Genomic DNA, 13,993 nt, shown 5'->3' with positions numbered 1-13,993 from the left:
GAGGACCTTGCCGACCCCCACCAACGGTCGGCCGCCGACGAGGCAGGAGGGACCGGGAGGGGGTGTCCCCGCAGACTTTGCAGCAACACGACCTCGGCGAACGAAAACTGCTATGGCTGCAGAGTCGGGGAGACGCGCCCGGACTGGCCCCGACCCACCCACAGGGGGCGTCAAGCCGACCGAAGCGGTCGACGGGTGGGCGGGCGGGAGGAGAGACGGTCGAACCCGAAGGGGTTCGCTCAGCCCCCCAGGACGCCGAGCGGATCGTCGAGTACCGGCTGCCACGCCAACTCCCCGGCCCCCACCAGACTGTTGTGATCGAGCGCGCAAGCGATCAACGGCACGCCTCCGCTGCGCCCCCAGAGACTGTGGTCCGCCACGACCGCCCGCAACCGCTCGCCGTCCGCGTCGAGCAGATGCCGGTGCAGGCCGCCGAGCAGGATGCGGTCGGGGTTGAGGACGTTGACGAGCCCGGCGAGCCCTCGGCCGAGGCGGTCGACGAGGGTGTGGGCGGCGTTGCGGACCGCGGGGTCGTCGTACTCCGCACGGAGCAGGTCGCGGGACTGCTCCAGCAGGGAGACCTCGGGCCCGGGGGCGCGGCCGGCGGCTTCGAGGAAGGCGAGGGGGTCGGCTTCGACGTCGAGGCAGCCGCGGGAGCCGCAGTGGCAGGGGCGTCCGTCCGGCAGCACGGTGAGGTGGCCGACTTCCAGGGCGAGGCCGGAACTGCCGGTGTGCAGGCGGCCGTCGAGGACGAGGGCGCCGCCGACGCCGCGGTGTCCGGAGGCGACGACGAGGAGCTGCTGGGCGCCGCGTCCGGCGCCGTGACGGTGTTCCGCGAGCGCGGCGACGTTGACGTCGTTGCCCACGAAGGACGGCACGGGCGCGCCGTCGGGTCCGAGGATGCCGGTGCGGGCGATCTGCGCGGCGAAGATCTGCCGGACCGGGGAGCCGGCGGGCCAGGCGAGGTGGAGCGGGTTGAGGGCGGTGCCCTCGGGTTCGGCGACGGCGGAGGGCACGGCGAGTCCCGCGCCGACGCAGACGCGTCCGGAGGCGCGCAGCAGTTCCGCGCCGGCCTCGACGACGGCGCCCAGGACGTGCGCGGGGTCGGCGGGGACGGTCATGCTGCCGGGCGCGGTGGCGACGATCTCGCCGCCGAGGCCGACGAGGGCGGCCCGGAACCCGTCCGCGTGAACCTGCGCGGCGAGGGTGACGGGGCCCTGGGGGGCGACGTCGAGCCGGTGCGAGGGCCGCCCCTGCGACCCGGAGGGGCCGGTGGGCCGGGTGTCGACCCGGATCAGGCCGAGCGCCTCGAGTTCCGCGGCGACCGCGCCGGCGGTGGCCCTGGTCACGCCGAGTTCCGCGGTGAGCAGGGCGCGGGTGGCGGCGCGGCCGGTGTGCACCAGGGAGAGCGCGGGCCCGAGTGCTCCCCGTCCCCGCTCAAGCCTTGTCCGAATCTGTGTCACCCCTCTATTCTGACTTTGTGCCGACGCTAAACAAAATAGGGACTGCATTGTCCCGATCCCACCACACTCCGGGGCCCGATCCGGCCCTTCGCCGACTTCGGATCGCCCTCACCGCCTTCTTCGCCGTGGACGGCTTCCTGTTCGCGGGCTGGGTGGTCCGCATTCCCGCGATCAAGGAGCAGGTCGGCGCGTCAGCCGGGCAGTTGGGCCTCGCGCTGCTCGGCGTGTCGGCCGGCGCGGTGGCGACGATGGTGCTCACCGGCCGGCTGTGCCGCGCGTTCGGCAGCGAGCGGGTGACGGTGGTGACCGGCGTCATGCTGGCGTTGAGCATCGCCCTGCCGCCCAGGACCCATTCGGCGCCGGCCCTCGGCATGGTGCTGCTGCTGTTCGGCATCTCCTACGGCGGTATGAACGTCGCCATGAACAGCGTCGCCGTGGACCTGGTGGCGGCGCTGCGCAGGCCGGTGATGTCCGGCTTCCACGCCGCCTACAGCATGGGCGGCCTGCTGGGCGCAGGGCTCGGAGGGCTGCTCGCCCCGCACCTGTCGGCGGCCACCCACCTGCTGCTGCTCACCCCGGTGGGGCTGGTCGCGGTCGCGCTGGCCGGCCGGGTGCTGCTGGCCCATCCGCTGAGGCGGCCGGCCGGGCCCGCGCCGGAGCCCGCGCGGCCGGACGCGCAGGAGCACGCCACCGCGCCCGCCGGGACCGAGCCGGCGGCCGCGGCCTCCGGCACGGCCGCCCGGAGCACCGCCGTGCTGGTGGCGGTCTTCGGACTGATCGCGGCCTGCACGGCGTACGGGGAGGGCGCGCTCGCCGAGTGGGGGCCGCTGCACATCCAGCAGGACCTGCACGGCGGCCCCGGCATCGCGGCGGCGGGCTACGCCTGTGTCGCGCTGGCCATGACGCTGGGCCGGCTGTCCGGCACGGCGCTGCTCGAACGCCTCGGCCAGACCCGCGCCCTGGTCCTCGGCGGACTCACCGCGTGCGCGGGGATGCTGGTCGGCGCACTGGCTCCCTACATCCCGCTGGTGATGGCCGGTTTCGCGCTGACCGGGCTGGGCCTGGCCAATCTCTTTCCCACCGCGATCGCCCGCGCGGGCGAGCTGACCGGCCCGAGCGGGGTCGCCGCCGCGTCCACCCTCGGCTACGGCGGGATGCTGCTCGGTCCGCCCTCGATCGGCTTCCTCACCGACGCCTTCGGGCTGCCGACCGCGCTGACCACGGTCGCCGTCCTGGCCGCGGTCGCGGCGGGCATCGCGTACGCGGCGCGCAACAGCGGTACGCAGCAGACGGTCCCGCCGCGAGCGGGTTGACGCACGTCGCAGGCGCCCGCGGGCCGATCGGGCGGCATGCCGGTGGGCCACCGCGACCGTACGGCCGCGGCCGCGCATCCGCGAAGGAGCGATGCGCCTGCCGATCCGGGCCGTCCACGCCCCCCGCGCGCTGCACCGGGAGCGCCTGTCGCGGATCTACCCGGCGGTGGTCGCGGCGGCCCTGTCCGCGCTGCTCAACGCGGTGCTGCTGGGCTGGGCCGCCCCGGTGCGGCGCCGTCGCGCCGCCGCCCCCTCCGGGATGCGCCGAAATTCCGCCCACGCCAGGCCGTGACCTGCGAGAATCCGCGCATGGAGACGAGCTGGTTCATCGAGACGCTGCGCCGCGAGGGCGACCTGCTGGCCGACGCCGCGCAGAAGGCGGGGCTGGACGCCCCGGTGCCGCCGTGCCCGCAGTGGCAGGTGCGCGACCTGCTGCGGCACACCGGCGCGGTGCACCGCTGGGCCACGGTCTTCGTCGCCGAGGCCCGCAAGGACGGCGCCGACTGGGACGAGTCCGCCCCCGGCGACGGCGAACTCGCCGACTGGTACCGGGCTCTGCTGACGCGGCTGGCGGACGTGCTGGCTGCCGCTCCCGCGGACCTCGACTGCTGGTACTTCTTCGCCGCACCCTCACCGCTGGTGTTCTGGTCCCGGCGGCAGGCGCACGAGGCGACGATCCACCGGGTGGACGCACAGACGGCGCTCGGCGCCGGGCTGTCCCCGATCGACCCGGCCTTCGCGGCCGACGGCGTGCACGAACTGCTGGCCGGCTTCCACGGCAGGGCGCGCAGCACGGTGCGCACCCCGGAGCCGCGGACGCTGCGGGTGCGGGCGCTGGACACCGACGCGGACTGGCTGGTCCGCCTCTCCCCCGAGCCGCCGGTGGTCGAGCGCGGCGCGCCGGGGCCGGCGGACTGCACGCTGAGCGGATCGGCGGCGCAGCTCTATCTGACGCTGTGGAACAGGGCGCCCTACGAGGAGCTGTCGGTGGCCGGCGACGACGCACTGGTCGAGCTGTGGCGGCGTACGGGCGCGATCACCTGACGCCGTAGGCGGCGCGGCGGGCGCGGCGCACGAAAGGCGGTCAGCCCTTGGGCAGCATCCGCTCGAGTACGGCGAGGTGCCCGGGGCGGGCCTTCTCGTAGCGCTCGCGGCCGGTGCCGGTGATGGCGACGCGAACGCCGCGCCGGTCCTCGCTGCAGATGCCGCGGTCGACCAGGCCCTCCTTCTCCAGCCGGGCGACCAGCCGGGACAGCGCGCTCTGGCTCAGGTGGACGCGGTCCGCCAGCTCCTGCACACGGAACGAGCAGCCGTCCTCCGCGTCGCCGCCCGCGAGCACGTCGAGGACCTCGAAGTCGCTCGCGCCGAGGCCGTACTGATGCAGCTCGCGGTCGATCTCGCAGGCCGTACGGGCGTGAACGGCGAGGATCTCCCGCCACTCCGCCTCAAGCGAACGCGCACCTTTGTCGCCTGTCATGACGCCGAGGGTAGCAGAAAACGGACCCGTATGCACGAACATTAAATGCACTTGCATTGGATGCGTATGCATGTAATCTGACGTCCATGACCTCTCCGTCTCCTACCGTCCCCCGTACGGAAGAGCGCTGGACCGCCCTGCAGTGGGGCACCCTTCTCGTGCTCTGCGCCGCCCTGTTCCTCGACGCGCTCGACGTGTCGATGGTCGGCGTCGCACTCCCCTCGATCGGCCACGACCTCCACCTGTCGACCTCGTCCCTGCAGTGGGTCGTCAGCGGATACGTGCTCGGCTACGGCGGCCTGCTGCTGCTCGGCGGCCGCGCGGCCGACCTGCTCGGCAGGCGCCGCGTCTTCCTCATCGCGCTCGCCGTCTTCGCGGTCGCCTCACTCCTCGGCGGCCTCGTCGACTCGGGCGAACTGCTGATCGCCAGCCGCTTCATCAAGGGGCTGAGCGCCGCGTTCACCGCACCGGCCGGACTGTCCATCATCACCACCACCTTCACCGAGGGCCCGATCCGCAACCGCGCCCTCACCATCTACTCCAGCTGCGGCGCCACCGGCTTCTCGATGGGCCTGGTGCTGTCCGGATTCCTCACCGAGGCCGGGTGGCGCTGGACGATGCTGCTGCCGGCGCCGGTCGCCCTGATCGCGCTGATCGCCGGTCTGAAGCTGATACCGAAGACGCCGCGCGAAGGCCGCGAAGGCCGCGGATACGACCTGCCGGGCGCCGTCACCGGCACCGGAGCGATGCTGCTGCTGGTCTTCACAGTGGTCTCGGCGACCAGCGCCGGCTGGGCCTCCGCACGCACCCTGGGCTCGTTCGTCGGGGTGGCGGCGCTGCTGGCCGCCTTCGTCGTCGTCGAACAGCGGTCGTCCCACCCGCTGATCAGGCTCGGCGTGCTCCGCTCGTCCGGACAGGTGCGCGCCAACCTGGGCGCGGCCACCTTCTTCGGCTCCTACGTCGCCTTCCAGTTCCTGGTCACCCAGTACCTGCAGAACGTCCTCGGGTACAGCGCGATGCAGACCGCGCTGGCCTTCCTGCCCGCCGGCGCGCTCGTCGCCATCCTGTCCACCCGGATGGGCCCGGTCGTCGACCGCTTCGGCACCATGCGGGTGATCAGCTTCGGCTTCACCGCCCTGGTGATCGGCTACGTCCTCTTCCTCCGGATCAACCTGCACCCGAGCTACGCGGGGGTCATCCTGCCCTCGATGCTGCTCCTCGGCGGCGCCTTCGCGACGGCCTTCCCGTCCCTGAACATCCAGGCCACCAACGGCGTCAAGGACGAGGAGCAGGGCATGGTCTCCGGCCTGCTCAACACCTCCTTCCAGGTGGGCGGCGCGATCTTCCTCGCCGTCGTCACCGCGGTCGTCACCGCCCACACGGGCAGCGGCGGCAGCAAGCAGGCGGTCCTCGACAGCTACCGGCCCGGCCTGTGGGTGGTCACCGGCATCGGCGCCTTCGGCCTGCTGCTGACCGTGTCCGGTCTGCGCCGGCGGCCCCCGTCCTACGGGCTGCTGGTCGCCTCCTCCGCGACCGAGGCGCCCCGCGAGGCGTCCCTGCCGGACCGCGAGGCCGAGCAGGTCGCCGTACACGACTGACCGCCGCCGGTCCGGTGACGGGTCACCACCCGTACGCCGTACCGGAGTTCGACGGCCCCGCGCGAGAAAGGAGCGCGCGGGGCCGTCGCGGCGCGTGCCAGACTGGACGCACCGTGGGGGACGGGGAGGAGCGGGGATGCACCAGGGCAGGACCAGTGCCGAACGCGACGCGCGGACCGTCGAGATGATCTACGCCGCCTTCACCGGAGCGCTGCTCGCGGCGGCCGGGTTCCTGGCCGTGTGCGGTCCGGTGCTCGCCGGTGACGCGCACGGCGCCGCGCGCAAGGGCTGGCTGACCGGCGCGGTGGTCGCGGCCACCGCGGCTTTCTGCTGGCGGGTGGCGAGGACGCTGCGCCGCTTCGAGCATCGGCTGTCGGACACCGACGCGGACGCGCGGCAGCCCGACGGGCCGGACAGCGGTGCGCAGGAGGCGGCGGACACCGAGCCTCGGGTGCCGCGGCAGCGGCGACCGGCGGCCGGGGACCGCGAGCGGCCACCGGATCAACCGAGCCAGCCGGGCCGGACCAGCCCCGACTCGTAGGCGAGCACGACGAGTTGGGCGCGGTCCCGGGCGCCGAGTTTCACCATCGCGCGGCTGACGTGCGTCTTGGCGGTGAGCGGGCTGACCACCAGCCGGCGGGCGATCTCGTCGTTGGACAGGCCGATGCCGACCAGGGCCATCACCTCGCGCTCCCGGTCGGTGAGCCGGTCGAGGCCGGCCGCCGCCGCGGGCTCCCTGGAGCGGGCGGCGAACTCGGCGATCAGCCGGCGGGTGACACCGGGCGACAGCAGCGCGTCGCCGCCCACCACCGCGCGGACCGCGCGCAGCAGCTCCGCCGGCTCGGCGTCCTTGACCAGGAATCCGGACGCGCCGGACCTGATCGCCTCGAAGACGTACTCGTCGAGTTCGAAGGTGGTCAGCACGATCACCCTGACCTGGCCGAGCGCCGGGTCCGCGGTGATCCTCCGGGTCGCCTCGAGTCCGTCCGTCGTCGGCATCCGGATGTCCATCAGCACCGCGTCGGGGGCCAGTTCGCGGGCCAGGCGCACCGCCTGCTCGCCGTCCGCCGCCTCGCCGACCACCTCGATGTCGGACTGGGCGTCGAGCAGCGCCCGGAAGCCGGCTCTGACCAGCACCTGGTCGTCTGCCAGCAGTACGCGGATCATCGGGGCTCCTCGGCAGTCGGGGGCGGGGCGTCCACGGCCCGTGGCGGCGCGGCGTGCGGCGCGCCCCCGGCCAGCGGAAGTTCGGCGCGCACCCGGAAGCCGCCGCCCGGCCGGGGGCCGGCCTCGACGGAGCCGCCGAGAGCGGCCGCACGCTCGCGCATGCCGAGCAGGCCGTTGCCGCCGCTGCTCTCGCCGCCCGCGACCGCGGTCCCGCCGTCGTCCACCCGCACCTCCAGCGACCGTGGTGCGTAGTGCAGCCGCACCCGCGCGCTACGGGCGCCGGAGTGGCGGACGATGTTGGTCAGCGCCTCCTGGACGATTCGGAACGCCGCGAGGTCGACGCCGGGCGGCAGCGGTGTGCGGGCCCCCGCGACGGTGACGTCGGCGGCGAGCCCGGCGGCAGCCGCCTGGGCCAGGAGTTCCGGCAGCCGGTCGAGGCCGGGGGCAGGCGAGCGGGGCGCGTCGCCCGGGGCGCGCAGGGCGCCGAGCACCTGGCGGACCTCCCCCAGCGCCTCCTTGCCGGCCGCCTTGATGGTGGTCAGCGCGGTGCGGGCCTGCTCCGGGTGTTCGTCGATGAGGGCGAGCGCGACGCCGGCCTGCACGTTGATCACCGAGATGCTGTGCGCCAGGACGTCGTGGAGTTCGCGGGCGATCCGCAGGCGCTCCTCGTCCGCGCGGCGGCGCGCGCTCTCGGCGCGTTCGCGGCGGGCCCCGGCGATCTGCTCGCGGCGGACCCGGAAGAGTTCGGCGCCCGCGAGGACCGCGAGCAGCCACGCCGCCGAGCCCGAGATCCCCGCCCACGACAGGCCGTGGTCGTGCGCGGGCGGCAGCCAGCGGTAGAGCCGTGCGGCCACCGCCGCATGCCCGGCGTAGACCACGGCGGCGACGATCAGCACGGCTCTGCGGTGTCCCGCGGCGACGGCGGTGAAGAAGGCGACGACCAGGCTGGCGAAAACCGGGCCCCAGGGGTAGCCGAGGACCACGTAGAGCAGCGTCACCGCGCCGGTCGCCGCGCTCATCAGGACCGGCCTGCTGCGGCGCAGGAGCAGCAGCGCGGGCCCGGCGAGGAGCAGCAGGTAGCCGACGGCGTCGAGCGGGACGCGCTGCGGCTGGTGGCGCGCCGCGACGCTGGTGCCGACCACGTGGACGACGGCGAGGACGATCGCCAGGACCCAGACGGGCCGACGGCCGGCCGGGCCCGTGCGATGCGGCGGCCCGGGCGGCTCCTCGTAGGTCATGGCTCTCACGCTAGACCGGTCCCGACGTGCGCGGCGTCCGCCTGCCGGGGGCGCCGCGGCTACTTCAGCGGCAGTACGGCCCGGGCGTGTCGCCGGGCGCCGCGTCAGCCGATCGGGGGGTGGCCGATCCGGTGTCGGCGGCCGCCGAGGGGACGAGGCCGACCTGGGCGGCGAGCGCCGCTGCGGACTGGTCGAAGAACGGGCCGCGCGCCTCCACCACCCTGTTGAACTGGCCGAACACCTCGAAGCTGACGATGCCGAAGACCTGGGCCCAGGCGGCGACGAGCGCGGCGATGGCGGCGATCGGCAGGTCGGGGGCGATCTCGGCGGCGAGCCGGCCGGCGTCGGCGCGGACCGGGGCGGCCAGCGGACGGCCCTGCGGGGGGCCGAGCCGGCCCGTGCGGTGGGCGTCGCGCACCACGCGGACCAGGGCGAGGGCGACCCGGGAGGCCGGTGTCACGGTGTCCTGGGGCGCGGAGTAGCCGGGCACGGGTGAGCCGTAGATCAGGGCGTACTCGTGGGGGTGCCGCACCGCCCAGTCGCGTGCCGCCCGGCAGACGGCGATCCAGCGGTCGGCCGGGGCGGCGTGCTCGGTGTCCGCCTCGGCCTGCTCCGCGACGGCGCCTATCGCGTCGTAGGCGTCGATGATCAGCGCGGTGAGCAGGTCGTCGCGGCTGGGGAAGTAGCGGTAGAGCGCGGAGGAGGCCATGCCCAGCTCGCGGGCGACCGAGCGCAGCGACAGCCGCACCGCGCCCTCGGCGGCGAGCTGGCGTCTGGCCTCTTCCTTGATGGCCGCGGTGACCTCGATCCTGGCCCGTTCCCTGGCTCCCTTGATGACGCTCATGGGCCCATTCTGCCACAGTTCGAGAGCGTCGAACAAAAAAGAGAGCGGCGCTCTTGCCATTCCGGCGATGCATCCGGCAGACTGTTCTCAAGAGAGAGCGGTGCTCACAAAATGCGAAGGGCGCTCACGGAAGTGGTCGCCCGGTGTGCCGGAGAGCACACTGACAACGGAGGAGTCGTCATGTCCGAGCAGGCCCTGCACGTTCAGAAGCCCGGCTGGTTCACCGTCAACGTCTTCAACCGCGCCGTCACGTGGATGACCCGGCGCGGCATCAGCGTCTGGGGTTCGCGGGTGCTGGCCGTCCGCGGCCGCAAGAGCGGCGAGTGGCGCCGCACACCGGTGAACCTGCTGACCGTCGACGGCGACCGCTATCTGGTCGCCCCCCGAGGCCACGTGCAGTGGACCCACAACATGCGGGCGGCCGGCGGCGGGCGGCTGCTGCTCGGCAAGCGCGTCGAGGAGTTCACCGCCACCGAGGTGGCCGACGAGGACAAGGCGGACGTGCTGAGGGCCTACCTCAAGCGCTGGAAGGCCGAAGTGGGCGTCTTCTTCGGTGGTGTCGGCCCGGACTCCACGGACGAGGAGCTGCGCGCCATAGCGCCCAAGCACCCGGTGTTCCGGCTCGACCGCGCCGAGGGCAGGTGACGATCCGGGCCCGCGCGGCGGCCGAACGGCCTCCGGCCGCCGCGGGCACGAGCGGTCAGGCGCGGTCGACGGACTCCAGCGCGCGGCGGGCCAGCGGGTGGGTGCGGACCAGTTCGGCCAGCGAGCTCTTGCCGCGGGTGATGCCCGCGAAGGCGCGCCAGGCGGGCGGGAAGGTGGTGAGCACGGCGTGCAGCACCCCGGGGCGCTTCTCGAACAGGGCCAGCATGCGGCGGCCGACGCCCATCTCCACGCCGAGCCCCGCCTTCACCGCGAAGGTGTAGTTGAGAGCCTGGCGGCGCGCGTCCACCGCGTCGTGCGACTCCGCGATACGCACCGCCCACTCCCCCGCCAGCCGGCCGGAGCGCAAAGCGTAGGAGATGCCCTCGCGGGTCCAGGGTTCCAGCAGGCCGGCCGCGTCGCCGCAGACCAGCACCCGGCCGCGGGACAGCGGGGAGTCGTCGGCCCGGCAGCGGGTCAGATGGCCGGAGGACACGCTCGGCTCGAAGCCGGCCAGACCCAGCCGGGCGATGAAGTCGTCGAGGTAGCGCTTGGTCGCGCCGCCGTCGCCGCGCGCGGAGATCACACCCACCGTCAGGGAGTCGCCCTTGGGGAAGACCCAGCCGTAGCTGCCGGGCAGCGGTCCCCAGTCGATGAGCACCCGGCCGGCCCAGTCGTCGGCGACGGACGCCGGCACCGGGATCTCCGACTCCAGGCCGAGGTCGACCTGGTCGAGCTTGACGCCGACGTGTGCTCCTATCCGGCTGGCACTGCCGTCGGCGCCGACCACGGCCCGCGCGTAGACGACCTCGTCCTGCTGGCCGCCGGAGGCGGTGCTGTTGACGATGACCGCGACCGTACGCCGGTCGGGGACGCCGGGGCCGTGCTGCTCGACCCGGGAGACGGTCACGCCGGTGCGCACCTGCGCGCCCGCCTCGCGGGCGGCGTCGACCAGCCCGGCGTCGAACTCGGGCCGGTTGATCAGCCCGAACAGCATCTGCCGGGAGCGCTTGGTGCGGGTCATCCTGCCGTTGAGGCTGAAGGTGACGGCGTGCACCCGGTCCCGCAGCGGCAGTTCGAAACCGGGCGGCAAGGCGTCCCGGGACGGCCCGATGATTCCGCCGCCGCATGTCTTGTACCGCGGCAGCTCCGCCTTCTCCAACAGGAGCACCCGACGCCCGGTCACGGCCGCGGCGTGCGCGGCCGAGGCTCCCGCCGGGCCCGCGCCGATCACCACGACGTCCCAGACCACGGGGCCCTCGCCGTCCCCCGCACCACTGTCCTGCGCCGCCTGCTCACCGCTCACGTCTGTTTCCCGCTCCTGCTCGGCCCGTTCGGCTGTCTCGTGCTGACCTGGCTGTTCAGGCGCATCCTATGCGCCCGGGTGGAACAGCTCGCTGTGGCACCATCGGCAGGTGCCACCGCGGTCGCCAACGGCCGCGCCAGCCGGGGTGTTCCCCGGCCGCAGATCACGCCAACAACGCGCAAGGAGTCCTCATGTCGTCCGTTCCGCTCGCCGAGACCGTGGCCGCGCTGATCCCGCAGGCCCGGACCGAGCTGGCCGAGCTGGTGTCGTTCGCCTCGGTGGCGGACTGGCGGCAGTTCCCGAAGAGCGAGTCGGAGAAGGCCGCCGGCTGGATCACCCGGGCGCTGCGCGCCGACGGCTTCCAGGATGTGGCGCTGCTGGACACGCCCGACGGCACCCAGTCGGTCTACGGCTACCTGCCAGGACCTGCCGACGCGCCCACGGTGCTGCTCTACGCCCACTACGACGTGCAGCCGCCGCTGGACGAGTCGGCGTGGCTGTCGCCGCCGTTCGAGCTGACCGAGCGGGACGGCCGCTGGTACGGGCGCGGCGCGGCCGACTGCAAGGGCGGGCTGCTCATGCACCTGACCGCGCTGCGGGCGCTGCGCGAGCAGGGCGGCGTGCCGGTCAACGTCAAGGTGATCGTGGAGGGTTCCGAGGAGCAGGGCACCGGAGGTCTGGAGCGCTACGCCGAGGAGCACCCCGACCTGCTGAAGGCCGACACCATCGTCATCGGCGACGCCGGGAACTTCCGGCTGGGGCTGCCGACCGTCACCTCGGCGCTGCGCGGCATGGCGGTGCTGGAGGTGCGGGTCGCCACGCTGGAGGGCAACCTGCACTCCGGGATGTTCGGCGGCGCCGCGCCCGACGCGCTGGCCGCACTGATCCAGATCCTCGCCTCGCTCCGCGACGCCACCGGCGCGACGACCATCGACGGCGTGGACGCCAGCGGTGAATGGCCCGGCATCGTCTACGAGGAGGCGGACTTCCGGCAAGACGCCAAGGTGCTGGACGGCGTCGCACTGGTCGGCACCGGCGGCATCTCCGACCGGCTCTGGGCCCGCCCCGCGGTCACCGTGCTCGGCATCGACGCCCCGCCCGTGATCGGCGCCACCCCCTCCGTGCAGGCCACGGCCGGCGCCCTGGTCAGCGTGCGGGTGCCGCCCGGCTTCGACGCGGCGAAGACAGCCGACGCCCTGACCGCGCACCTGCGGGCGGCCGCGCCGTGGGGCGCCCGGGTCGAGGTGACGCAGCGCGGCAGCGGCCAGCCCTTCGCCGCCGACACCGGCAGCCCGGCGTACGCGGCGATGGCCGAGGCGATGCAGGAGGCGTACGGGCAGCAGATGGCCGAGGCGGGCAACGGCGGTTCGATCCCCTTGTGCAACACCCTGGCCACCCTCTACCCCCGGGCGGAGATCCTGCTGATCGGCCTGAGCGAGCCGGACGCCCGCATCCACGCGGTCAACGAGAGCGTCTCCCCCGAGGAGCTCGAGCGGCTCTCGCTGACCGAGGCGCTCTTCCTGCGGCGCTACGCCGCCGCGCAGTCCGCCACGCAGGGCGTCTGACCCTGCGCCCCGGGCCGTCCCGGCCCCCACCAGCAGGCCGGGACGGCCCAACGGGGCGATCCGCCGGCGCCCTACTCCGCGGGATGGCCCGCTTCGAGGTGCAGCGGGCGCCCCTGCTCGCGGGCGCGCAGCGCCCAGCGCAGCCGGTCCAGGCGGACCGGCGGGAGGAGTCCCGCCGCCTCCTCCTCGGTGACGAAGCGCCACCCGCGCAGCTCCGACTGCGGCAGCAGCAGCCGCCCGATGTCGGCGACGGGCATCCGGCCGCCATCGAAGAGCAGCCGTATGCCGCCGTGGGCGGGCGGCTGCGGGGGCTCCCAGTCCACGACGAGCAGTTCGAGTCCGCCGCCGAGCTCCAGGCCGAGTTCCTCGGCGACCTCGCGCCGCCCGGCCCGTGTCGGCGACTCGCCGTGCTCGACGATCCCGCCGGGGAACTCCCAACCCGGCTTGTACGTGGGGTCCACCAGCAGCACCCGGTCGGCGTCGTCGAAGAGCAGCACCCCGGCGGCCACCGTCTCGGTGCGCGGCTCCGGCGTCTGCACGATCCCGCAGGCCCCCTCCCCGCGGCCCACCGCCTCGGCCACCCGCGAGGCCGTCTCACGGGGCGTCAGGCCCCCGGTGGCCACCGTGTACGCGTCGGCCGACAGCCACGGCAGCGCGGCCTGGTAGTCGGCGATCCGGTCCAGCGCCCAGCGCCGACCGGCGTCCGCCGCGTTCAGACCGTCCTGATCCGCGCCACGCGCGGCGATCCGCCCTCGCAAAATCGTTTCTCCGGGCTCCAGCAGCACGTGCCGCACGTCGATGCCCCGAGCCGCGAGTCCCCCGAAGATCTCGTCGCGGTGCTCCTGGCGCAGCACCGTCATCGGCGTCACGAGCACCCCCCCGACCTCGTGCAGCAGCGCCGCGGCGCCCTCGATCACCAGGCGCCGCCAGATGGGGAGTTCCTGGTAGTCGGTGACCTCTTCGAGACGCTTCGCCGGCAGCAGCCGGCGCAGGCAGTCGCCGACCGCCTCTGGGTCGTAGAGGGTGCTGTCCGGTATCAGGTCCAGCAGTTCGCGGGCGGCGCTCGACTTGCCCGCGCCGAACGCTCCGTTCACCCAGATGATCACGGTGCCCCCTTATCCGTAGACCCCTACGAATTGCCCGGATCATCGGCCCCGGCAAACGCGCCGCCCCTCTTCCGACGCCGCGCCGCCCCGTGGGGGTCGCCCGCACACGCCGTCTCGGCGTGCGGCGACGGGTGGACGCCGCCAGGGCAGGACCTTGCCGCCCCCTCACTCGCAGTCGGCCGCCGAGGAGGCAGGCGGGGACGGGAAGGGGACCGGGAGGGGGTGCCCCGGCCCACCCGCCGGGGGCGTTGCGCCGGCGGAGGAGGTCACCGGG

Annotated in this window: 14 protein-coding genes; 7 read left to right on the top strand and 7 right to left on the bottom strand. The window is 74.2% G+C overall.

What is annotated here, in order from left to right; all coding sequences use genetic code 11:
* Positions 1-239: 239 nt before the first annotated feature.
* A complete protein-coding gene (locus V2S66_RS23665; RefSeq protein WP_330798186.1) occupies positions 240-1,511 on the bottom strand; it encodes an ROK family protein in 1,272 nt (423 codons plus the stop codon).
* Here V2S66_RS23665 and V2S66_RS23660 point away from each other — a divergent pair.
* The 3 genes from V2S66_RS23660 (at position 1,481) to V2S66_RS23650 (ending at position 3,820) form a co-directional block, all read left to right on the top strand.
* Positions 1,481-2,776 (top strand): MFS transporter, encoded by a 1,296-nt coding sequence (locus V2S66_RS23660; RefSeq protein ID WP_413966467.1) that lies wholly within the window; start codon positions 1,481-1,483, stop codon positions 2,774-2,776. The two genes, V2S66_RS23665 and V2S66_RS23660, sit on opposite strands and share 31 nt — an antisense overlap.
* A 91-nt stretch (positions 2,777-2,867) precedes the next feature.
* Positions 2,868-3,068 (top strand): hypothetical protein, encoded by a 201-nt coding sequence (locus tag V2S66_RS23655; RefSeq protein WP_330798182.1) that lies wholly within the window; start codon positions 2,868-2,870, stop codon positions 3,066-3,068.
* A 17-nt stretch (positions 3,069-3,085) separates the two neighbouring features.
* Positions 3,086-3,820 (top strand): maleylpyruvate isomerase family mycothiol-dependent enzyme, encoded by a 735-nt coding sequence (locus V2S66_RS23650; protein ID WP_330798180.1) that lies wholly within the window; start codon positions 3,086-3,088, stop codon positions 3,818-3,820.
* A gap of 40 nt (positions 3,821-3,860) precedes the next feature.
* Here the strand turns inward: V2S66_RS23650 and V2S66_RS23645 are convergent, their stop codons facing one another.
* Positions 3,861-4,253 carry a MarR family winged helix-turn-helix transcriptional regulator gene (locus tag V2S66_RS23645; RefSeq protein ID WP_330798179.1) on the bottom strand — a complete coding sequence of 131 codons (393 nt, stop codon included), beginning with the start codon at positions 4,251-4,253 and terminating at the stop codon, positions 3,861-3,863.
* 86 nt (positions 4,254-4,339) lie between these two features.
* Between V2S66_RS23645 and V2S66_RS23640 the strand changes: the two genes are divergently transcribed.
* Positions 4,340-5,851, top strand: a complete 1,512-nt coding sequence (locus V2S66_RS23640) for an MFS transporter (RefSeq protein WP_330798178.1) — start codon at positions 4,340-4,342, stop codon at positions 5,849-5,851.
* 136 nt (positions 5,852-5,987) lie between these two features.
* On the top strand, positions 5,988-6,392 hold the full coding sequence (locus V2S66_RS23635; protein WP_330798176.1) for a DUF6332 family protein: 405 nt from the start codon (positions 5,988-5,990) through the stop codon (positions 6,390-6,392).
* Here the strand turns inward: V2S66_RS23635 and V2S66_RS23630 are convergent.
* The 3 genes from V2S66_RS23630 to V2S66_RS23620 form a co-directional block, all read right to left on the bottom strand.
* Positions 6,353-7,018: a response regulator transcription factor gene (locus V2S66_RS23630; protein ID WP_330798174.1), complete on the bottom strand. Its 666-nt coding sequence runs from the start codon at positions 7,016-7,018 to the stop codon at positions 6,353-6,355. The genes V2S66_RS23635 and V2S66_RS23630 overlap by 40 nt on opposite strands.
* A complete protein-coding gene (locus V2S66_RS23625; RefSeq protein ID WP_330798173.1) occupies positions 7,015-8,256 on the bottom strand; it encodes a sensor histidine kinase in 1,242 nt (413 codons plus the stop codon). Before V2S66_RS23625 ends, V2S66_RS23630 begins: the two co-directional genes overlap by 4 nt.
* Before the next feature lie 64 nt (positions 8,257-8,320).
* Positions 8,321-9,100 (bottom strand): TetR/AcrR family transcriptional regulator, encoded by a 780-nt coding sequence (locus V2S66_RS23620; protein ID WP_330798171.1) that lies wholly within the window; start codon positions 9,098-9,100, stop codon positions 8,321-8,323.
* 180 nt (positions 9,101-9,280) lie between these two features.
* Here V2S66_RS23620 and V2S66_RS23615 point away from each other — a divergent pair, with 180 nt between their 5' ends.
* Positions 9,281-9,745, top strand: a complete 465-nt coding sequence (locus V2S66_RS23615; protein WP_330798170.1) for a nitroreductase family deazaflavin-dependent oxidoreductase — start codon at positions 9,281-9,283, stop codon at positions 9,743-9,745.
* Positions 9,746-9,800: 55 nt separating this feature from the next.
* On the opposite strand, the gene V2S66_RS23610 is transcribed toward V2S66_RS23615, so the two are convergent.
* Positions 9,801-11,048, bottom strand: coding sequence for a geranylgeranyl reductase family protein (locus tag V2S66_RS23610; protein ID WP_330798168.1), 1,248 nt, complete (start codon positions 11,046-11,048; stop codon positions 9,801-9,803).
* Positions 11,049-11,239: 191 nt separating this feature from the next.
* On the opposite strand from V2S66_RS23610, the gene V2S66_RS23605 reads away from it, so the two are divergent.
* Positions 11,240-12,613, top strand: a complete 1,374-nt coding sequence (locus V2S66_RS23605; protein ID WP_330798166.1) for a dipeptidase — start codon at positions 11,240-11,242, stop codon at positions 12,611-12,613.
* Positions 12,614-12,684: 71 nt separating this feature from the next.
* On the opposite strand, the gene V2S66_RS23600 is transcribed toward V2S66_RS23605, so the two are convergent.
* Positions 12,685-13,719 (bottom strand): NUDIX hydrolase, encoded by a 1,035-nt coding sequence (locus V2S66_RS23600; protein ID WP_330798165.1) that lies wholly within the window; start codon positions 13,717-13,719, stop codon positions 12,685-12,687.
* Positions 13,720-13,993 lie beyond the last annotated feature (274 nt).

This window comes from Actinacidiphila polyblastidii, from assembly GCF_036353415.1.
Taxonomy (GTDB): domain Bacteria; phylum Actinomycetota; class Actinomycetes; order Streptomycetales; family Streptomycetaceae; genus Actinacidiphila; species Actinacidiphila polyblastidii.
This window is presented reverse-complemented; position numbering and strand designations above follow the sequence as displayed.

Coding starts and splice junctions, on each gene's coding strand:
- V2S66_RS23605 (WP_330798166.1), top strand. CDS start 11,240: ATGTCGTCCGTTCCGCTCGCCGAGACCGTGGCCGCGCTGATCCCGCAG.
- V2S66_RS23665 (WP_330798186.1), bottom strand. CDS start 1,511: ATGCAGTCCCTATTTTGTTTAGCGTCGGCACAAAGTCAGAATAGAGGG.
- V2S66_RS23640 (WP_330798178.1), top strand. CDS start 4,340: ATGACCTCTCCGTCTCCTACCGTCCCCCGTACGGAAGAGCGCTGGACC.
- V2S66_RS23625 (WP_330798173.1), bottom strand. CDS start 8,256: ATGACCTACGAGGAGCCGCCCGGGCCGCCGCATCGCACGGGCCCGGCC.
- V2S66_RS23615 (WP_330798170.1), top strand. CDS start 9,281: ATGTCCGAGCAGGCCCTGCACGTTCAGAAGCCCGGCTGGTTCACCGTC.
- V2S66_RS23650 (WP_330798180.1), top strand. CDS start 3,086: ATGGAGACGAGCTGGTTCATCGAGACGCTGCGCCGCGAGGGCGACCTG.
- V2S66_RS23635 (WP_330798176.1), top strand. CDS start 5,988: ATGCACCAGGGCAGGACCAGTGCCGAACGCGACGCGCGGACCGTCGAG.
- V2S66_RS23620 (WP_330798171.1), bottom strand. CDS start 9,100: ATGAGCGTCATCAAGGGAGCCAGGGAACGGGCCAGGATCGAGGTCACC.
- V2S66_RS23655 (WP_330798182.1), top strand. CDS start 2,868: ATGCGCCTGCCGATCCGGGCCGTCCACGCCCCCCGCGCGCTGCACCGG.
- V2S66_RS23645 (WP_330798179.1), bottom strand. CDS start 4,253: ATGACAGGCGACAAAGGTGCGCGTTCGCTTGAGGCGGAGTGGCGGGAG.
- V2S66_RS23630 (WP_330798174.1), bottom strand. CDS start 7,018: ATGATCCGCGTACTGCTGGCAGACGACCAGGTGCTGGTCAGAGCCGGC.